The sequence below is a fragment of the Pseudomonas sp. NPDC087626 genome, from assembly GCF_044743405.1.
Lineage (GTDB): Bacteria > Pseudomonadota > Gammaproteobacteria > Pseudomonadales > Pseudomonadaceae > Aquipseudomonas.
The window spans coordinates 42,034-62,720 of record NZ_JBIUWJ010000035.1 but is presented as its reverse complement, the minus strand read 5'-3'; the positions used below and the strand labels follow the sequence as shown (position 1 = coordinate 62,720).

The 20,687-nt window shown below is 55.8% G+C and carries 14 protein-coding genes; 11 read left to right on the top strand and 3 right to left on the bottom strand.

Annotation, left to right across the window (positions count from 1 at the left end):
* Nucleotides 1-13 precede the first annotated feature (13 nt).
* The 7 genes from ACIOVD_RS23635 (at nt 14) to ACIOVD_RS23605 (ending at nt 12,515) form a co-directional block, all read left to right on the top strand.
* Nucleotides 14-1,234 (top strand): tyrosine-type recombinase/integrase, encoded by a 1,221-nt coding sequence (locus ACIOVD_RS23635; protein ID WP_401130521.1) that lies wholly within the window; start codon nt 14-16, stop codon nt 1,232-1,234.
* A 516-nt stretch (nt 1,235-1,750) separates the two neighbouring features.
* The gene (locus tag ACIOVD_RS23630) at nt 1,751-5,980 is read left to right on the top strand and encodes a radical SAM protein (protein ID WP_401130519.1); all 4,230 of its coding nucleotides are present in this window, start codon (nt 1,751-1,753) and stop codon (nt 5,978-5,980) included.
* Nucleotides 5,981-7,410: 1,430 nt separating this feature from the next.
* The gene (locus ACIOVD_RS23625) at nt 7,411-7,983 is read left to right on the top strand and encodes a DarT ssDNA thymidine ADP-ribosyltransferase family protein (RefSeq protein WP_401130517.1); all 573 of its coding nucleotides are present in this window, start codon (nt 7,411-7,413) and stop codon (nt 7,981-7,983) included.
* Nucleotides 7,980-8,621 carry a DUF4433 domain-containing protein gene (locus ACIOVD_RS23620; protein ID WP_401130515.1) on the top strand — a complete coding sequence of 214 codons (642 nt, stop codon included), beginning with the start codon at nt 7,980-7,982 and terminating at the stop codon, nt 8,619-8,621. The genes ACIOVD_RS23625 and ACIOVD_RS23620 overlap by 4 nt, the downstream gene beginning before the upstream one ends.
* Entirely contained in the window at nt 8,621-9,685 is a 1,065-nt protein-coding gene (locus ACIOVD_RS23615; RefSeq protein ID WP_401130513.1) for a macro domain-containing protein, read from the top strand. The genes ACIOVD_RS23620 and ACIOVD_RS23615 overlap by 1 nt, the downstream gene beginning before the upstream one ends.
* Before the next feature lie 550 nt (nt 9,686-10,235).
* Entirely contained in the window at nt 10,236-10,619 is a 384-nt protein-coding gene (locus ACIOVD_RS23610; protein ID WP_401130511.1) for a nucleotide pyrophosphohydrolase, read from the top strand.
* 24 nt (nt 10,620-10,643) lie between these two features.
* Entirely contained in the window at nt 10,644-12,515 is a 1,872-nt protein-coding gene (locus ACIOVD_RS23605; RefSeq protein ID WP_401130509.1) for a DNA/RNA helicase domain-containing protein, read from the top strand.
* A 235-nt stretch (nt 12,516-12,750) separates the two neighbouring features.
* Here the strand turns inward: ACIOVD_RS23605 and ACIOVD_RS23600 are convergent, their stop codons facing one another.
* Entirely contained in the window at nt 12,751-13,683 is a 933-nt protein-coding gene (locus tag ACIOVD_RS23600) for a carbon-nitrogen hydrolase family protein (protein ID WP_320333098.1), read from the bottom strand.
* Nucleotides 13,684-13,715: 32 nt separating this feature from the next.
* Nucleotides 13,716-15,041, bottom strand: a complete 1,326-nt coding sequence (locus tag ACIOVD_RS23595; protein WP_401130507.1) for an MFS transporter — start codon at nt 15,039-15,041, stop codon at nt 13,716-13,718.
* An 87-nt stretch (nt 15,042-15,128) separates the two neighbouring features.
* Here ACIOVD_RS23595 and ACIOVD_RS23590 point away from each other — a divergent pair, with 87 nt between their 5' ends.
* Nucleotides 15,129-16,070, top strand: a complete 942-nt coding sequence (locus tag ACIOVD_RS23590; protein WP_401130505.1) for a LysR family transcriptional regulator — start codon at nt 15,129-15,131, stop codon at nt 16,068-16,070.
* A 30-nt stretch (nt 16,071-16,100) separates the two neighbouring features.
* On the opposite strand, the gene ACIOVD_RS23585 is transcribed toward ACIOVD_RS23590, so the two are convergent.
* Nucleotides 16,101-17,123 carry a YhcG family protein gene (locus ACIOVD_RS23585; protein ID WP_401130503.1) on the bottom strand — a complete coding sequence of 341 codons (1,023 nt, stop codon included), beginning with the start codon at nt 17,121-17,123 and terminating at the stop codon, nt 16,101-16,103.
* A 329-nt stretch (nt 17,124-17,452) separates the two neighbouring features.
* Here ACIOVD_RS23585 and ACIOVD_RS23580 point away from each other — a divergent pair, with 329 nt between their 5' ends.
* From ACIOVD_RS23580 to dxs, 3 genes are all read left to right on the top strand, one after another.
* Nucleotides 17,453-17,695 (top strand): exodeoxyribonuclease VII small subunit, encoded by a 243-nt coding sequence (locus tag ACIOVD_RS23580; protein ID WP_095166242.1) that lies wholly within the window; start codon nt 17,453-17,455, stop codon nt 17,693-17,695.
* Nucleotides 17,692-18,579: a (2E,6E)-farnesyl diphosphate synthase gene (ispA, locus tag ACIOVD_RS23575; protein WP_095166240.1), complete on the top strand. Its 888-nt coding sequence runs from the start codon at nt 17,692-17,694 to the stop codon at nt 18,577-18,579. The genes ACIOVD_RS23580 and ispA overlap by 4 nt, the downstream gene beginning before the upstream one ends.
* Nucleotides 18,580-18,678: 99 nt before the next feature.
* The gene (gene dxs, locus ACIOVD_RS23570) at nt 18,679-20,577 is read left to right on the top strand and encodes a 1-deoxy-D-xylulose-5-phosphate synthase (protein WP_401130500.1); all 1,899 of its coding nucleotides are present in this window, start codon (nt 18,679-18,681) and stop codon (nt 20,575-20,577) included.
* Nucleotides 20,578-20,687 lie beyond the last annotated feature (110 nt).

The window sequence follows — 20,687 nt, the reverse complement described above, 5'->3', positions numbered from 1 at the left end:
AGAGGGAAGGACCATGGGCAAGCTCACCGCGAAACAGGTCGAGAATCTGACTGAGCCAGGCACCTATGAAGACGGTGATGGACTCAGGCTTTTCGTGAAACCCACCGGTAGAAAAACCTGGGTTCTACGTTTCCAGCTGAATGGCAAGCGACGGGAAATGGGGTTGGGTAGCTACCCCCTGCTCGATCTCAAGAAAGCCCGTGCGGCGGCGTACGAAAACCGCATTCAGATCCTGAAGGGGAATGACCCGCTCGCGAAACGCCAAGCTGAGCAAACGGCGAAGAAAGAGGCTGAACGGCGCGAGAAAGCACAGCTAATAACCTTCGAGATGTTAGCGAACGATTACCGGGATGCCCACGGGTCGAGCTGGTCGGAGAAATGGCGCAAGGGCTGGTGTCGCAAACTCGAGCTCTATGCCTTTCCCTATTTAGGGAAACTATCCGCAGACGTGATCGACACCAAGCAAGTTCTCAAAGCTCTGCAACCGATCTGGTCTACCAAGACACGAACCGCCGACGAAGTACGCGGACAAATAGAGCAAATTCTGGACGCAGCTAAATCCCGAGGGCTGCGAACTGGTGAAAACCCTGCTCGCTGGCGTGGCCATCTGGAAAATTTGCTCAGCCGTAATGAGAAGAAGAAAGCTCGCAAGCGTATTCATCACCCTGCCCTCGCGTGGCAGGAACTACCTGAGCTCATGCAGGCATTGCGTAGTGTCCCCAACGCCGCATCGTTAGCGGCTCAACTCCTGATCCTTACCGGCGCACGTAGCCACATGGTGAGATTTGCTCAATGGGACGAGTTCGATCTGGAGTCAGGTCGATGGTCGCTGCCGGCTGAGCGAATGAAGACGCGCCAGTCATTCGCCATCCCGCTCGCACCTGAGGTCGTCAAACTGGTGAAAGGCATATCACTAGTTCGAGTACGAAGCCCATACCTATTTCCTGGAAACGGCCGTAGCGGCGTGATGCACGCTAACGGCATTCGCAGCCTGCTTCATAAATTGGGCTACGAACACATCACGCGCCATGGCTTCCGCTCGACATTCCGAGACTGGGCAGGCGAGACCACGGCCTTCCCTCGAGAGATCTGTGAGCTTGCATTAGCTCACGACGAACGCGGGGAAACTGAAAGCGCATATTCCCGATCGGACTTCTTTGACAAGCGAAAGGAGCTGATGAACGCTTGGGCGAAATATGCAACATCGCCGCCGAAGCAACTGACCTATAAGTAAGGAAAAGGCTAGGTGACTACTAAAAACAGGGATGCTGATTTCAGCCCCGGCAGAAACGTCGGCTCGTGAACAACTCCTGATTTCAAAACAAAAATCAGTAATTTCGGTCCAGCGATAATTCATAATTATGGGTATGGGCTCATCAACCCTACTGAAGCGTCTCCGGGGCCAAAAAAAGGCGCCAGTGCACACCGCCGAGGATAAAAATGCCGTCCTTGAAAATCAGACACGTAGGATTTCGGCCAGAAGCTGCCTTCATGAGACGTAGAAAGAGCAGAAGCACCTCCGTTCACTGAGTTTTGATGTGGGTATCGTGGGAGGTGAGTCATCATAAGGCGCTGGCTAGAGCCGCTGTTTCTCTCATTCGCGCTTAATCTGTGTTTGCAGTTGTGGATGACAATGTCCGCGTTAAGAACTAGCACGAAATTTTCGCTCGAAAGGCGTTCGATCTGGCTTAATGATGAATTCGTCGCGTATCGCACTTTATTAGCCCTGAGCATTATTTGAGAGGAATTGATGGCGTATGTAGTGGTTTTCCTCGCGACGCGTTGGGGGAGTGAGCTCGGGGGGCTGAACGTGTTCAACACAGGGCTCACACGGGGCATGAGTGAAGCCCTCCCCAAGGGAAGTCGCTGCATCTGCTATGTCGACGAATTGCCGAGTGACACTCAGACGAAGGAGCAGATTGATCTAAGAGTGGTAAAGGCTACGTCGGAAGAGCTTGCTGAGGATATCACCGACGTTTGTCGTAGCTACGAACACGGCACCTTGCAGGGGCTGCTGGTCATTGGACACGACAGTAAGACTGGGCAGCTCGCAATTGACTGTGCGAGCGAGCTGAAGAAGCGCCTAACCCCGGTTGCGGCTCTTTCAGCAATCGTCAGTCATATGGATTACTTTGAGTACGGGCATAAGAAGGGACTCTCTCTTGAAGAAGTGAATACTCGTTCGAATTTACAGAGACAAAACGTTGTGCGCGCAGACCATGCGTTCGCAGTTGGGCCATGGCTACAGGCAAGTTTTCAGTCTGCTCGCAGCCTCGATGGCCGCAGCAATAAATCGCCGGTTAAGTGTTTACTACCTGGGGCCGCAGAGATTGCGCACGAGTCGCTAAATCAACGTGCGGGGCTGCAAGTGTTTATCTCTGGTCGGCTTAATCTAGAGGACGACACGATTAAAAATGGTGTGCTCGCAGTCGAGGCGCTGCTGGAGTCTTACCGCCGAGGTCGGGCGAAAGAGCAGCCCGCCTGGCGTTTTCGAGGCAAACTCTACGCCTGTGGTGTTGATATTGAAAAAGATCGAACTCTGCTTGCTTCGCTAGCGCAGCGGGCACAACAGGACACTGCATTTGAGATTGTGGCTATTCCTTTCAGTAACCAACAGGCAGAAATCCACCAACATCTTGCCTCCTCGCATTTTGCGCTTATGCCGTCCTGGCATGAAGGATTCGGTTTAACTGGTTGGGAGGCGTTATGTGCCGGCGTTCCGTTGATTTGCTCTAGCCAGTCTGGGCTCGCAATGCTTCTGAATGACCTTCGACAGCAACTGCCCGACGTCTCTTTCCAGAGCATTGAATATGTCAATCTCAGTGGTAGCTCAGTCCCCGGCAAACCAGCTTTGCACGACGTCGATGTAGTTGCAGAAGCAATAGGCCGTATCACCGAAGACTTACCTCAGCGCAAAGTAGCTGCCATCAATCTCGCCAAGCAGCTCAAGCGTCGCTTTTCATGGAGGCTCACTGCCGAGGAAGTCATCAAAGAAATTGGATGGGTACTGCCAAGCTCGATCCATTGGTGGGAGAGGCAGCAGTTTGCTCAGTCGGTGGCGAACGGCGCATCAGATCAGCAGAGTTCGGACGTAGTGGACTCCGTAATGGAGATTTTGAATCACCTCATGATAGAGGACGACTGGGGCGCACTTTGTTCTGCTTTCAATTATTTCAGCGACATCGGAAAGCAACCCCAGCTTGCTATGCGACGTATTTTGTACGAGCAGTTGCGGACAATCGGAACTGCCGTTGCAGAAACTCTTCCAGAGTTTCGTCTTGGTGACAGTACGTTTATCGCTGCTATTCGCAATTCTGGACACTTAGATGTTTGCTGGCGCTATATGGCAGCTTGCGCGAGTATAGCGACAAATTTCAGCGAGTTTGCAGAGCTTTTTACCCCGCGCATGCTCGAATCCCTTTACGGAGAACCTTTCCTGCGCAAGGAAATGCTTTTTTACGCATCTCGGTTCTCAAGCGAGTTTCCGCATAGCGCGCAGGCGGTTGCGGAGGAGTTTTTCCAAAGCCTGTCTCAGACTTTGGACGACGATGTCCATCTCCAGACGCGTCTTGCTCGGCTCACGGCAATCTTCCCCAATTGGTCTCATGTGTTGCCGGCACGACCAATGCATATCGCTTATGAAGAAGAGTACGATCGTTGCAATAAGGTGGAGGCGGAATCGCATGATGTTGGGGTTCTTGTTCACGAAGATCCCAGACTCGTACCTACAATCCTGGCGCTTATGTCTCTGCGATCTGACCCTGCTCGCCAATTGGCAGAACAGGCCGTCGGATTCCTTAGCGACTACCAGGGAAAGCCGTTCCGTATTCTTTGGCGAGGCGATAAACGACTCTATGCAGGTTTAATTAGCACAGGGGTAGGAACATCTAAGTTGCTCGATGTTCTCTCCTCGATGGCAGGCGATGAGGATGAAACCATCCGATGGGCGGCTTTAGATCTCGCATTTTCACGCACCTTACGGTCTCGACTGCATGCGTCGCGTCGAACGGTGGCCAAGCCAGGAACGTCAGAGCTCAATCTTTTGCTCGGCCAGATCATTGACAGCGTGGTCTACTCAGATTCAGGGCATCCTTGGCTACACCGAGAATTCCTGCGGAATTATTTGCGGGAACATGCAACGTTGTCTGACTCGCCCTATGCAAAGTTCACCATCAATGATTTCCCGCTTGCTAGGCACTTGCTCGGCCCCGTGCTCGGCACCGTTAGTCCAACGCTATACGGCAGTCAGCACCCAGAGGTTTCCGACGCTAGATCAGCAGCCCAAAAGCTGGTGAAACGCGTTCTGTTCGTGCTGCCACCCATTGCGATGCCGGAACCATCGGAGACGCATCGTACGTCTTACACCAGCACTCCCCCTCTAGGGATGGGACTACTCGCGACCTACGCGGCCTCGCTCGGACATGATGTCCAGCTCGTAGACTGCCACAGGTTCCCGGAGCTCTGTTCGAGCGTGACACAATTTGCGGGGGCCTTCGATCTTATAGGCTTCAACACCGTACTGTCGACGCTGCGTTCAACGGTTAGCTTACTCAAGACAATCCGGAGAGTGAGCTTCCGCCCCTTACTTGTCGTCGGCGGGCCGGCTGCAAAATTAGACGTCTGGCGCTACTCGCTCACGGAAAGCGAGGATAGAGAGTCATGGGATTTCGCGATCTCCAGTGCTGAGCTAGAGAACCTTTCGACCCTGTTGTCAGAGCTCGACAAGACGGCGGAGCCTTGGCCTTCATCGCCGACACTGATTGCAAATACTCATAGCCCAATCCTTGCCTCACGTGACATCCGTCACCCAATCAATGCGGCATCGTCTAGTAACAGTGCATCTGAACCTGAGTGGAAAGATGTACTTGTAGACCGGCGGCTTTTTAGCGGACCGTATGGGCAGTATGAGCCTGCAAGAACTCGCTCGATGACGCGAGACATCCATGAGGCACACGTGGTCATGTCACAGGGGTGCGACTGGGACTGCGCCTTCTGCACCGAACGCAAGAGTGCGAGCGGCGGAGAAAAGCGCCGTGCCGTTGATAGAGTACTTGATGAGCTGCAGCAATTGTGCACCCACCAAGACGTTTGCGTTCAATTCGTTGATGACAACCTACTACCCCAGATTGCTGCGATTGATCCGACCAAAAGGGTTAACCGCGCAGTCGCAGTAGCTTGGGCTGAGGAGTTTCTTAACGGGATGGTGAGCTTGCGTAAGTCGACTGGAGCCAGTTTCGGCTGGCGAGGGATCTTCCGCCTGGAGGACTTTTTTGAATACGAAAGACAGTTCACAAGCACTTCCTTTATCGAGTTCCTCGCCGACTCCGGGTGTCGAATGCTTGCATTCGGCGTAGAGGTCGGCGCAGAAAGTCGGCGAAAGCGCCTTAAGGGCGGTAATGGAACAGACAATGAACGGATCACGGATCTGTTCGGACGTCTTCGCGAAGCGGGAATCCATACGAAGGCGTACTTCATGCTTGGTGGTCGCTGGGAAAGTCGCGCGACCGCAGAAGAGACTATCGCATTTGCGCTGACTAGCGGAGTTACCCTTGCATACTTCGCACTTTATAAGGAGTTTGTTCAGGCTACGCATGTGCTGAGTCAGCAGAGTACGAATGGCGGCGAACGCGCGAACGCGTACCTCGACTACCGCCAACTCGTACTGCGCTGGGACGAAGCTCTTGGCGCGGAAGGCGGGTGTGAAACCCTAGGTTCCCCGGATGTCATGCTCTCCGGAGCAATCACCCAGATAGAACAGGAAAGCTATAAACAGTTGGCAAAGCTTGGCTTCCGATTCGACGACCTCGTGAAATACAACGACTACCACAGCGATATCGGCAAATCAGCAGAGTTGCTGTCGAAGGTCGCTTGGAGTCAGCCAGAGGAGTACTTTACGGTGGTAGAGCAGGCTTATCGACGTTTCTATCTTCGACAGGAGTTCGTCGATGACTATGCCAAATTGATCGAATCAGGGTATTGATCGATTTTTAAATTGTGGTGCGAGCTCATTAAGTCAGCACCAGACAGTACATTCCAGGAGCAGGATCGACTCCGGCGATCCGCCACCATGGCAGGGCATAGGTGCGAGTATCGGATATGGATTTCGGCCATGCGCCTGTCGCTCAATATAACGGTGATTGCGAAGCTCCCGCTCATCTATTGGCTCATGCCTAAAATGCCTAGGGTCATTCAGTTCGGTGGGTGAAAGGTGCAAGCGCAGTAGCCTGTAGGTGGCTCGCCGGCTATGCCCGAGAGAAGGGATTGCATGGCGGAGCCAACGTCTCGCAGCCACCAGCCTTGATATAGCAACAATCCCGCAACCGCGGTGCAGCCAACATCGGCGCGGGGCCACGAGGTATCTGGTTACCGACGTCAAAGCCGGGTCCCTTCAAGCAGGGATGCGCAGCCTCCCTGCTTGAAGGGACCGACATTAAAAAATAAAATACCTCGGAATCTAGGAGGCACCACCGATTTCCAGGATCAGCCAAGACCAAAGGTCTGCCGCATAGTCAGGACAAATCAATCCTTGATCCGAATTATCCACAGGCGTAGAAAAGATCGGGCAAGGCGCTGTCGTTGACAGCAACCCAGGTAGCCAGAACCTTTAAGGCTACGCCACGCCATGGTGGTTCTCCCAAAGTGCGATTAGCGTCCGGCGGCTCGCACGGTCACAGCCATGTGATGGATGCCTACTTTTACCAGTGTGCCCACTGCGGCAACTCATACCCCTTTATAGCTGCCCTGCAGCAACCTATCCGCTTGGCCATTTCACTGCGCCAACCTGCGCCCGTCTCTTTCTTCCGGAAAGAGACGGGCGCTTCTACCGCTGCTGCAGCCCAACTCGTACAAGGCTTTGCGGCATTCCCCCTCGTGACAATCGGCGTGACAAACACCGAAGTCACCAGCAACAGCGATGCCGATGATGGTGCCGCAGCCCAAGGAATGGACTGCACCTGACTGACAGTCAGGCATGCCCCGGTCATCGCATTACTGCCTTCAACCGACTCAGGGTCTCGCAGCACCGGTCTCGTCAGCCAGTGCAGCCTCCACCCGCCCACTTCCTCGGAAGTGCTCAGGAGGCCAGATCATGAGATGCCCAAGCTTCCGGTCGTAAGGAGCCGCAAGTCCCGCGTTAGTGGACAACCCTCACAGGTCGCAGGGGCCTTGATCCCTGATAACACTCAACATTCTTGGCGGGATGACGTGGGGATGGTTTTAACGGTTTGGCTTTGAGAGGAGTTCGGGTATAGCACTGGTCAGTGGACGAGATGGACGCTATTTCACTCTGATACTGGTCCATTAGCAGATACCCTTTCAACGAGCAAGGTTATAGAGTGACGGAGCAATATCAAAATGGCATGATCGTGTAAGACGCAACCGTCGTATGTCCTGATGAGAGGGAGCTAATCAATGCCTGACATTCGAGAGCAAAAACTGCTTTATCACCTGACGAGCGTGACTAACATTCCATCGATTCTTGAGAGAGGTTTGATGCCACGAGCGCAGCTCCAAGAATTTCAAGATGTCGCCGACCAGGAAATCATCACCAACCGTCAAGCGTTGGCGCTTGAGAATTACGTTCCCTTTCACTGGTTCGCTCGAAACCCCTTCGATGGTCGAGTCCAACGTGACAGACCGAACGAGCAATTCGTGTTAATTACGGTGAGAAGGGCATTGGCCCAGCGAGGGAACTGGAAGGTTGTCCCATGCCATCCCTTGGCAAGCGGCAATATCCAATTGCTTGACTACACGCCAGGGGTGGCTGCGATAGACTGGGAGGTGATGAACCTTCGCGATTACCTTGATCCGACCTGCAAAAGCGTCTGTATGGCGGAGTGTTTATCGCCACATCCAGTACCGCCTACGTGGTTTTTTAAGGTTTACGCGCCCTCAGATCAGGTTGCAGAAAGCGTAGCCCGCGTAGTAGCTGGGCTGAGACTCTCGCTTGAGGTTGAGGTCAACGGAGCAATGTTTACCCGATGATCTATAAAAATTTGAATCCGGAGAAAGCGCTGATTTGGCGTATTGTCCACCGTGACAACCTACCTTGGCTGCTTGATAATGGCCTGCATTGCGCTGAGTCAGGGATTCTGTCGCCCAGTTACGTCAGCATCGGCAATCCGGATTTGATCAGCAAGCGTCGTCACCGTGCCGTACCTATCGCTCCTGGAGGCACGCTGGGCGATTATGTGCCGTTCTATTTCACGCCTTTCTCAGTGATGATGAAAAACATTCATTCGGGATGGGGCGTGCAGCAACGTAAAAATGAAGAGATAGTGATTCTTGTGTCCAGCTTGTATCACCTTCAAAATCTAAGCCTACCCTTCGTTTTTACAAACGCACACGCTTACCCTCACTGGACTGACTACTACAGCGATCTTGAGCGACTTGATCAAATCGATTGGGATGTACTTCAACGTCGTGATTTTAAGCGTGACCCTGACGACCCTAAAAAAATGGAACGCTATCAAGCCGAGGCCCTCGTGCACGGCCATGTGCCAGTAGAGGGCCTTCTGGGGATTGTCTGCTATACAGAAGCAATAAAGCGTCGTGTTGAAAAGGGGATTAAGGAGCGTGGACTGGATCTGCCTGTTCATGCCCGGGCAAGGTGGTATTTCTGATGATTAGGTTCACACAAGGCAACCTGCTTGAGGCTAAGGTCGAAGCACTCGTCAATACGGTCAACACCGTCGGCGTGATGGGCAAAGGCATTGCGCTGATGTTCAAGGAGCGTTTTGCCGATAATTACCGATTATACGCAACTGCTTGCAAAGCAAATCAGGTGCACACGGGTAAGATGTTCATCACAGAAGTGCGTGAGCTCGATGGTCCGAGGTGGGTGATCAATTTTCCGACAAAGCAACACTGGCGCTCTCCCTCCAAGATAAGTTGGATTGCTGAAGGACTAGACGATCTCCGTCATTTTTTGATCGACCAACAGGTTAAGTCAATCGCCATTCCGCCATTGGGTGCGGGTAACGGTGGACTTGAGTGGAACGTTGTCCGAGAACTGATCGAGGTGCAACTCAAGGATCTAGAAACCGATATCCTTGTCTTCGAGCCAACTAAGCAATATCAAAACGTTGCCAAACGCAGTGGAGTGGAAAAACTGACACCAGCCCGTGCTTTAATTGCCGAACTAGTGCGCCGTTACTGGGTACTAGGCATGGAGTGCAGCCTTCTAGAAATTCAAAAGTTAGCCTGGTTTTTAGAGCGTGCAATAGAACGCTTATGCCCCGGCGAGAACCCTCTAGACTTGAAGTTTGTAGCACATAAATACGGGCCATATGCCAATCGACTCCAACATTTGCTAAATAATTTGGATGGAAGCTATCTGCACTGCGGAAAGCGAATAAGCGATGCGGGACCGCTAGATGTTATCTGGTTTGATGAAAGCCGCAAAACATTCGTTCAAGCCTATTTAAAAAGCGAAGGCAAAGCTTACGCGCCGGCTTTGGAGCTTACATCAAAATTAATTGATGGTTTTGAGTCTCCCTATGGCATGGAACTTCTAGCTTCGGTGGACTGGCTGTTAGTAAATGATGGAATTAAACCGAACGTCACGGAAGTCCGCAAAGGCTTGTCTTCATGGAAAGCAACGACACCAGGTGCCGGGGAACGGAAGAGTCGTTTATTTGATGATAAGTCCTTGGAAATCGCCATAGAGCGGTTAACCACCATATAAACTCACTACTCCTAGTCATCACTTGGCAGGCATTATGGCGAGACTCCCCTGCATGCGATCTCGCCGGCCTTTAGTTTTTAATCAACACCGAGTGGCCGCAATCGGCCGGCTCCTAGCGGTCCTTACCGCTGCCCTTGTGTTAAGTCCGGCTCGACGCGGTTAGTCTCGTCAATCAAAATCCTGTCAGCAAATAAATGTGGACTTTTGGTCAAACGCCTTAGCATACCGAGAACAACGCAACAGTTGCGAAAGTAAAGTCTTACGCTGCTTCATGATCAGGAGCTAACCGCGTATGAGGTGAATTAAATCGTACTAAACCTTAGATTTTTATGAAGCCTGCAACTCATGGCTCTTGGTTTACGTTTTCCCGTCCCAAGCTGCAACGCCCAAGACCTCACCTTACCGTACTCAAAGGCATAAATGAGCTGCCGCCCTGCAAGAGTACCCAGCGAAAAACCGCCACAAAAAAAGGAAAAGTCTTACAATCCAGACCTTAATTTCTAACCCGGCTTTTCGGTCACGTTAGCTGTTGACTACAAGAGACGAGCCTGTGAGCAATGTAGATAGCACTCCCAAGCAATTGGTTAACGTGGAAAATCTTGCCGCATCACTGCAGCGCTTTGCCGATGAGCGCGACTGGCAGCAGTTCCACTCACCTAAAAACCTCCTCTTGGCTCTCACAGGCGAGGTAGGTGAACTCTGCGAAATTTTCCAATGGATGAGTGAGGCCGATTCAACGGGTGCAGCAAAGCGTCCCGAAACCGCTCAAGCCGTGAAGGACGAACTGGCTGACGTGCTCATGTATTTGGTCCGCTTGGCCAGTGTGCTGGGTGTCGATCTCAACGAAGCGGTGACAAGCAAGCTCGCCCTAAACGGGCAGAAATACCCTGTCGACAAAGCTAAAAGCACCAGCAAAAAGTACGACCAACTCTGACCCATTGGGCTCTAAGGACCACTCGTGATCGTTTACGCTGCGACCAAACAGCAATTCCTCAAAGACAGCGATAACGACGATATTGAAGATGTGATCCTCAGGCACTTCAAAGAAGCCACTGGCAAGAAGGTCGGAGCTTCGGAGATTAGATCCTGGCAGGGTTCACTGACTTATATGGCCAAGGTGCTTCGAGACGACGGCCTGCCCAACAACGCCGGCCTGGCGATTGAGCTGCACATCCCTCAGTCATCGAAACGAATCGACTTTTTGCTGACAGGCCGCGATGAGAATCAGGCAAAAAACGCGGTATTGATCGAACTGAAGCAATGGAGCAAGGCCAGCGCAACCACCAAGGATGCGATTGTCAAAACGGCGCTGGGTGGAGGTCTTGTCGAAACCATTCATCCGTCCTACCAGGTTTGGTCGTACGCCGCGCTGCTGGAGGGCTTCAACGAAGCCGTCTACGACAAAAGCATCGAAGTACGCCCCTGTGCCTACCTCCATAACTATGTCAGTGATGGCGTCATCGACTCTGCTCACTACGAAGCCTATACCAGCAAAGCCCCCTTGTTCCTCAAGGGCCCCGAAGAGCTTGCAAAGCTGCGAAGTTTCCTCAAGAAACACATCATTCATGGCGACAACAAGGAGGTTCTTTACGAACTCGCCAACGGGAAGATTCGCCCGTCCAAAGCACTGGCAGAGGCGCTGAGCGGGCTAATGAAAGGCAAGCCTGAGTTCGTATTGATTGATGATCAAAAGTCAATCTTCGAGTCGGCGCTCGCTGCGGCAAGTGAGGCCTCTATTGAAGCGCCGAAGGTGCTGATCATCGAAGGCGGTCCGGGTACCGGAAAAACAGTATTAGCGATCAACTTGCTGGTGAGGCTCACCGCCTTGAAGCTGTTGAGCAAGTACGTCTCAAAAAATGCTGCGCCACGCAAGGTGTACGAGAGCAAGTTGGTTGGCACCGTCAAACGTAGCCATTTCTCCAACTTTTTTTCCGGTTCGGGAGCCTTCATCGATACCGAGCCCAATACGTATGACGCACTCATCGTTGACGAAGCCCACAGGCTTAATGAGAAAAGCGGGCTTTACGGAAACCTGGGTGAAAACCAGATCAATGAGCTGATCGAATCAGCAAAATGCTCGATTTTCTTCATCGACGAAGACCAGCGCGTGACCTTGAACGACATTGGTAACAAGCAGGCTATCCGCGCCTTTGCCAAAGCCAAAGGCGCAACCGTGGAGGAATACATACTGTCTTCCCAGTTCCGTTGCAGTGGTTCTGATGGCTACCTGGCGTGGTTGGATGACGTATTGGGGATTCACGCGACAGCCAATCCACTGCTCGATACCAGCGAGTATGAGTTCAAGGTGTTCGACTCCCCTCAGGCGATGCATGCGGCTATCGAGCAGAAAAACCACGGAAACAAGGCTCGCGTTGTCGCGGGTTACTGCTGGTCTTGGCTCAGCAAGAAAGACTCCAAGGCCGCTGACATCGTTATCGGCGATGACTACGCACGCCAATGGAATCTGGATCAGGATGGCAGCTTGTGGATCATCGCTGAAAACTCCATTGAACAGGTCGGTTGCATCCACACCTGCCAAGGGCTGGAAGTTGATTATATTGGAGTGATCATCGGACCGGATCTAGTCGTGCGTGATGGGCAGGTGGTGACGTCGCCGCATGAGCGAGACAAGCACGACAAATCGATTCGTGGCTGGAAGAAGTTGATGAAGGAGCAACCTGCTCTGGCGCAGCAGGAGACAGACCTGATCATCAAAAACACGTATCGAACATTGATGACTCGTGGGATGAAGGGCTGCTACCTGTACTGTACCGATCAGGAGACCGCGCAATACTTTGAGAGTCGACTTGCCGGGTACAGCAACGACTGATGGCCCCGCGGGTTGGATGTCACTATTCGGGTTCAGCCTCACGAAAAAACCGTAGGCTGAACCACAAAAAAAGCCGGTCAAATGCCGTGCAAAAACCACAAAAAAGTGGGGGAACAAATGGGGGATCAGAGCGCTTTTCAAACTATCTAACTTATTATTTTTCAAACATATAGATCGATTAAAAGCTAACCACAAGCCGGCTTTTTAATGCCCGTTACCCCCCTCTCTTCACAAATCACCCCTCCCCAAACACCACCGCCTGCATCGGCGCTGTATTCACCTTCAACTGAAACACCTCCGGCCGCGAATAGTGCCCGCACACGTCAAAATCAAGGTTGCTGGCGCGGCCGATGGACAGGTCGATTTCGGCGTACAGGATGGTTTCCTGGTCAAACACTGGCCCTGCCAGCACTTCGCCGGTCGGGCTGACGATCATGCTGCCGCCGTGCATGATGTAGTCGGCGTCCTGGGCCTGGAGGTTGAAGTCTTCTCGGTAGCTGGCCGGGTATTCGGCCAGGGTGATGGCCTGGCAGGCGGACAGGACGTGGACCCGGCCTTCGAGGGCGATGTGCACCATCGATGAGGCCCAGGTTGGGCGGTCGTCGGCGGTGGGCGCGCAGTAGATTTCGGTGCCTTGGGCGTACATGGCCTGGCGCAGGGCGGGCATGTAGTTTTCCCAGCAGATGACGCTGCCCAGGCGGCCGAAGGGGGTGTCCACCGGGGCGATGGTCGAGCCATCGCCGAAGCCCCAGATGATCCGCTCCTGGCCGGTCGGCATCAGTTTGCGGTGATACCCGGCAATGCCTTGGCCCGGGGCCAGGGTCACGGCGGTGCAATACAACGTGCGGCCCAGGCGCTCGATGATGCCCATGACCACATGCAGGCCGGTTTCATTCGCCACTTCGCTGAGACGGGCCAGTTCCGGGCCGTCGAGGGTGACTGCGCCGTCCATGTAGCGCTCGAAGTGCGCGCGGCCGGTGGCATTGCGGCTGCCGATGACGGTGCCGAAGGCGGCGCCCTTGGGGTAGCCGCCGAGGAAGGCCTCGGGGAACACCGCAAGCGTGGCGCCCTGGGCGGCGGCCTGGCGGATCAGGCCGGCCGCTTTTTCGGCGCTCAGTTGCGGCTCGAACGGAATGGAAGACGCTTGCACTACAGCTGCTTTAAACATGAGCCTTGCCTTGTGTCAGAAGAAGATGGGGATTAACCACGAGTGATGTCGCGGTCCTTGGTTTCCGGCAGCAGGAACCAGAGCACGATGAAGCAGGCCAGCGACACGGCGGCCAGGTACACGGCAGGAATGTTCGGGTTGTGGGTGGCCTGGATCAGTGCCACCGCAATGAACGGGCCCGGGCCAGCCAGCAGGGCCAACGCCACGTTGTGCCCGACTGCGGCGCCGGTGGAGCGGATCGACGCTGGGAACACTTCCACCAGCAGCACCACGTCCATCACCGCAGTGATCGCCACCAGCAGCGCCATGATCAGCAATCCCAGGAGGATTGCCCCGTAGTGGCCGGTGTTCATCAACAGAAACACCGGGTAGGCCAGCACGGTCAGGCCGAATGCAGCGCTGAGGACAAAAGGACGACGACCAAAACGATCGCTGAGGCGCCCGACAATCGGGTTGAGCAAGGTGTAGATCACCAGGGTCAGGCTGCACAGCCACAGGGCCGTGGATTTGCTCAGGCCGACGGTTTGCGTCAGGTGGGTGTTGGCGTAGGTGATGAAGTAGTACAGCGACACGCCGAACAAGGCAGAGAATGCGAAGGAAATCACGAACGCGCGCCATTTGGCCCGGCTGGATACGGTTTCCAGGGTGTTGTTGGCCCGCTTGCGTTCAAGCTCCTCGTAGACCGGGGTGTCACCCAGTTTGCGGCGGATGTACATGGCCACGCCCGCCATGACGATGGAGGCAACGAACGGTACTCGCCATCCCCACTGAGCCACTGCCTCCTCGGACATTGAACTGGTGATGATCGCCGCAATCGCCGTACCGCAAAGAAATGCTGCGCCGGCCGTACCGGTAATCACGCTGGCAGCGGTGGCGCGGCGATTGGCCGGGGCACTTTCGACGATGTAGATCCCGGCGCTGGACCACTCACCTCCGACCATCATTCCCTGCAAGAAGCGCAGGGCCACCAGCAATATCGGCGCAGCAATACCGATGCTCGCGTAGTCCGGCAGCAGGCCGATCAGCGTGGTCGCCAGACCCATGCCGAACACCGTGATGATCAGCACCGCGCGTCGCCCCAGCTTGTCGCCAATCGGCCCCAGCACCACGGCGCCCAATGGCCGGGCGAGAAACCCCACGGCGAACACCGCCAGCGACGACAGCAGCGAGACGCCCGGCTGGGTCGACGGGAAGAAGATCTGGCCGATCACCGCGGCGAAGTAGCCGTAGATGGCAAAGTCGAACCACTCCATGAAGTTGCCGATACCGACGGCCACTGCGCGTTTGCGCAGTTCCGTCGCGGCGCTGGATGACGCTATGCCATCAGGTTGATCCGTTCGCGCTATCGTCTGTTGCATGCTGAGGTTCTCGATTGTTGTTGTGTTTGCCTGGGTTGAGATTAAGAATCCGCAGGTAAATTAATCAAACGAATACTAGAGATACCCATGATTAGAATTTCTAATATCAGTAGGGTCGACCTCAATCTGTTAATCATCTTCCAGTGCCTGATGACCGAGCGCAGCGTGACCCGCACGGCTGCCGTGCTGCACGTGACTCAAGGGGCGGTGAGCTCTTCGCTCAAGCGGTTGCGCGAACAGTTTCACGACGAACTGTTTCTGCGCACCGGCACCGGCATGGTGCCGACACCTCGGGCACTGGAGATCGCACCCAAGGTGATGGAAGCGCTGACAGCCGTCAGCGCGATTGTCGATCGCCAGCCGCAGTTTGCCGCCGAGTCATCCAACCGGGTGTTCAACATCGCCCTGTCGGACGACATCGAAAGTTACCTGTCGCCCAGGCTGGTCAACGAGGCCAAGGCCCGCGGCCTGTCAGTGAGTTTCGCCTTTCACCAGACCAACAGCTCACTGTGGAAAAACGCCCTGGCGGACCCGGCCATCGACATGGTCTTGTGTTCCGAGCCCAAGGAAGTCACCTCGCACTACTCCTCTCAAGTACTGTTCTCTTCGTCCTACTCCTGCCTGTATGACGGACCACGTCTCAACCTGCAGAGTCCTATCAGTCGCGACGAATACCTGCGCCACGAACATGTGCGGGTATCCTTCGATGGCCGCCGTGGTTTCGTCGATGACCTGCTGGAAAGTGAAGGCATTCCGCGTCGGGTATCAGCGTCCTTTACCCACTTTTCCGGGGCCCTGGCGACGCTGGTCAACAGCGATGTGATCGCCACCCTGCCGACCTTTGCGGCGCTGTCCTACGCCCGGATTGCCCGACTGACGGTCAGCCCGGTGCCGATTTTTGTCCCGGCCTTTCGTGTATTCATGGTCTGGGACGTGGAACACAACGACGACCCGCACAACCGCTGGCTGCGTAATTTCATTATCGATACCACCCAGGAGTTGCAGCGGGGCTCGTTGACGCCGACCTGAGGCAGGCCCAAAAGGAAGCAATCAAAAATGCTAATACTTGCCTGCAGCCAAATCATTGAGCGCATAAAACTCATGCAACTTGGCCTGCAGTAACTGCTTGTCTGGCAGTTGGGTTTGGTACTGCGCAATCAACGCCGGCGAAAGTGAACGGTTGAGTGCGTACTCAACCACCTCATCATCCTTGCTGGCACATAACAGCACACCCAACGCCGGGTTCTCGTGGGGTTTACGAACGTTGCGATCCAGGGCTTCAAGGTAGAAGTCCAGTTTGCCCAGGTATTCGGGCTCGAAGCGCCCGACCTTGAGTTCGATTGCCACCAGGCAGTTCAGCCCCCGATGGAAGAACAGCAGGTCCAGAGCAAAGTCACGGCCTCCGACCTGCAGGGGATACTGTGAGCCGATAAAGCAAAAGTCCCTTCCCAGCTCAATCAGGAAGTCCCTGAGCCGATGTATCAGACCACGATGCAAATCTGTCTCGATATGTCCTTGCGCAAGGTCGAGAAACTCGACCATGTAGGTGTCCTTGAACACATTTACAGCATCAGGATGTAACAGCTCTGCCCGTGGCGAAATTTTCGCCGGGCTAATGATTGAGCGCTCAAACAGTGCCGCCTTGATTTGGCGTTCGAGCTCGCGGCTTGACCATTTTTCCTGTATCGCCATGTGCAAGTAAAAAACGCGCTCTTCAGGGCATTCGCTTTGGTTGAGGATGATCAGGTTTTGCGTCCAGGGTAATTGTCGCAGCACTGCCGCGACTATTTCATCGTGCCTGTATGCCTCGTAAAACCTGCGCATGCGAAAGAGATTCGCCCTGGTAAACCCGCGTAAACCAGGCTGGGTTCGCGCAAGATGGGAAGCCAATTGAACCACGACACCATCTCCCCACTCGGCCGCTTCGATCTTGCGACTGATGTACGCGCCAACCTGCCAATAAAGCTCGATCAACTCGGTATTCACCGCCTGCAACGCACGCTGCCGTGCGCTAACGATCAAATGGGTAATTTCGCTAAAGCTGGTCTCGCCATCTGGTGAATTGAGCCGGAAATCATTCATGGGAAACAGTTCCACTCGATAGGACGTTTCCCTTTAACTACTTGAGTTTTCTTGAAAGTAAAAACCACTGAGTGTTTCCCCATAAAACACAGTCGTCGGTCCTGACTGCGCTCAGTCAGGTCAAGGCCAGCAGAGCAGCGGCCCTGAATATCTGATTCAGCGTCAGCCAACTAGACACTGAGCCCGATAGCGCAATTAATCGGCTCAATTCATGAGCCGATTAGCCTTCGTATTCGGCTCACGCCCAAGAACCGCGGGTCTCCTCATTTGCCCCCCTCCCCCCTATCTGCTAGTGTCGCGCCGGTTCAAATGTCACCTGGATAGCCGCCATGGCCCGCAAAAAAGCTGCACTGGATTTCGAACAATCCCTCGCCGACCTGCAAACGCTGGTTGAGCGTCTGGAGAACGGCGAGCTGTCGCTGGAAGACTCGCTGACCGCCTTCGAACAAGGCATTGGCCTGACCCGCGATTGCCAGGCCGCACTGGCACAGGCCGAGCAGAAGGTCCAGGTGCTGCTGGAGCGCGATGGCGAACTGGCCGAGGCGCCTTTCGACGCGGATCAACCAGAATGATCGCGGCGTATTCGGCCAGCAGTCAGGCTCGGGTCAACGCCGCGTTGGAAAGCCTGTTCGTCGCGCCGAGCCCGGAGCTCGCGCGCTTGTACGAAGCCATGCGCTACAGCGTGATGAACGGTGGCAAGCGCGTGCGCCCGCTACTGGCTTACGCCGCCTGCCAGGCCTTGGGCGGCGAGGCTGAGCAAGCCAATGGCGCGGCCTGTGCGGTCGAATTGATCCACGCTTACTCGCTGGTGCATGACGATTTGCCGGCCATGGACGACGACGACCTGCGTCGCGGCCAGCCCACCACGCACAAGAAGTTCGATGAAGCCTGCGCGATTCTCGCCGGTGACGGCCTGCAGAGCCTGGCTTTCAGCGCCCTGCTCGACCCGCGCTTGAATAACGCCGATGCCGAGATCCGCCTGCAAATGGTCAGCGCCCTGGCGTTGGCGGCAGGCCCAGCCGGTATGGTCGGCGGCCAGGCCATCGACCTCGGTTCGGTGGGCATCAAGCTCGACCAGCAAGCCCTGGAATACATGCATCGGCACAAGACCGGCGCGCTGATCGAGGCCAGCGTCAAGCTCGGCGCCCTAGCCAGTGGTCGGGCCGAGAAGAGCGAGCTCAAGGCGCTGCAGACCTATGCCCAGGCCATCGGCCTGGCGTTCCAGGTGCAGGACGACATTCTCGACGTCGAAAGCGATACCCAGACCCTGGGCAAACGCCAGGGCGCCGATATTGCCCGGGACAAACCGACCTACCCGGCCCTGCTCGGCCTCGAAGCAGCCAAGGCCTATGCCCTGGAACTGCGCGATCAGGCCCTGCACGCGCTGCGACCGTTTGACGCGTCGGCCGAGCCGCTGCGCGATCTGGCCCGCTATATCGTCGACCGCCGCAACTGATCCGGCGCACGCTGCCCAGCAAGTTCCGCGCTCTGCGTGGGCAGCGTGCGCTGCATCAGGTAAACTGCCGCATCTTTTATACCTATAACGATTCGCCTGATGCCCACGACGTTTCATGAGATTCCCCGCAAGCGCCCGACCACGCCCCTGCTCGACCGTGCCAACACGCCGGACGGCTTGCGCCGGTTAGGCGAAGCCGAGCTGGAAACCCTGGCCGATGAGTTGCGCCTGGAATTGCTCTACACGGTCGGTCAGACCGGTGGGCATTTTGGTGCTGGCCTGGGCGTGATCGAGCTGACCATCGCGCTGCATTACGTGTTCGACACCCCGGACGACCGGCTGGTGTGGGACGTGGGTCATCAGGCTTATCCGCACAAGATTCTCACCGGTCGTCGTGAGCGCATGGGCACCCTGCGCCAGAAAGACGGGATCGCCGCCTTCCCGCGCCGCTCCGAAAGCGAATACGACACCTTTGGCGTCGGCCACTCCAGCACCTCGATCAGCGCAGCGCTGGGCATGGCCATTGCCGCCCGCCTGCAGAACAGTGATCGCAAGGCCATCGCGGTGATCGGCGACGGCGCCCTGACCGCTGGCATGGCCTTCGAGGCGCTGAACCATGCGCCCGAAGTCGACGCCAACATGCTGGTGATCCTCAACGACAACGACATGTCGATCTCGCGCAATGTTGGCGGGCTGTCCAATTACCTGGCCAAGATCCTTTCCAGCCGCACTTACGCGAGCATGCGCGAGGGCAGCAAAAAGGTCCTGTCGCGCCTGCCTGGCGCCTGGGAAATCGCACGCCGCACCGAAGAGTACGCCAAGGGCATGCTGGTCCCCGGCACCCTGTTCGAAGAGCTGGGCTGGAACTACATCGGGCCGATCGACGGCCACGACCTGCCGACCCTGATCGCCACGCTGCGCAACATGCGTGACCTCAAGGGGCCGCAGTTCCTGCATGTGGTGACCAAAAAAGGCAAAGGTTTCGCCCCGGCGGAAGTCGATCCGATCGGCTACCACGCCATCACCAAGCTCGAACCCCTGGATGCCCCGGCCGCCGCGCCGAAGAAAGCCAGCGGGCCGAAGTATTCCGGTGTGTTTGGCGAATGGCTGTGCGACATGGCCGCTGCCGACCCGCGCCTGGTGGGGATTACCCCGGCGATGAAGGAAGGCTCCGACCTGGTGGCGTTCAGCGAACGTTTCCCGCTGCGCTATTTCGACGTGGCGATCGCCGAGCAACACGCGGTAACCCTTGCCGCCGGCATGGCCTGCGAAGGCGCAAAACCGGTGGTGGCGATCTATTCGACCTTCCTGCAGCGTGGCTACGACCAACTGGTGCACGATGTGGCGGTGCAGAACCTTGATGTGCTGTTCGCCATCGACCGCGCCGGCCTGGTGGGCGAAGACGGTCCGACCCACGCCGGCAGCTTCGACTTGTCGTTCCTGCGCTGCATCCCCGGGATGCTGGTGATGACCCCAAGCGACGAGAACGAACTGCGCAAGATGCTCACCACCGGCCACCTGTACAACGGCCCGGCGGCAGTCCGGTATCCACGCGGCAACGGCCCGAACGCAACGATCGACAAAGACCTGGAGCCGATCGAGATCGGCAAGGGCGTGGTGCGCCGCCAAGGCAGCACCGTCGCCCTGCTGGTGTTCGGCGTGCAACTGGCCGAAGCGCTGAAAGTCGCCGAGACCCTGGATGCGACCGTGGTCGACATGCGCTTCGTCAAGCCGCTGGATGAAGCGCTGGTGCGTGAGATTGCCGCCAGCCACGAGCTGCTGGTGACCATCGAAGAAAACGCAATCATGGGCGGCGCCGGTGGTGCGGTCAGCGAATTCCTCGCCCGCGAGAACATCCTCAAGTCGATGCTGCACCTGGGCTTGCCGGACAGCTACGTCGAACACGCCAAACCGGCGCAAATGCTGGCCGAGTGCGGGCTGGATGAGGCGGGAATCGAAGCGTCGATTCGCGAGCGCTTGCACCTGCTTAACATCTAAACGCAAAACCCTGTGGGAGCGAGCTTGCTCGCGATGGCGGCCTTTCAGTCGATTGAAACCTTGACTGATACTCCGCTATCGCGAGCAAGCTCGCTCCCACAATGGTTTCA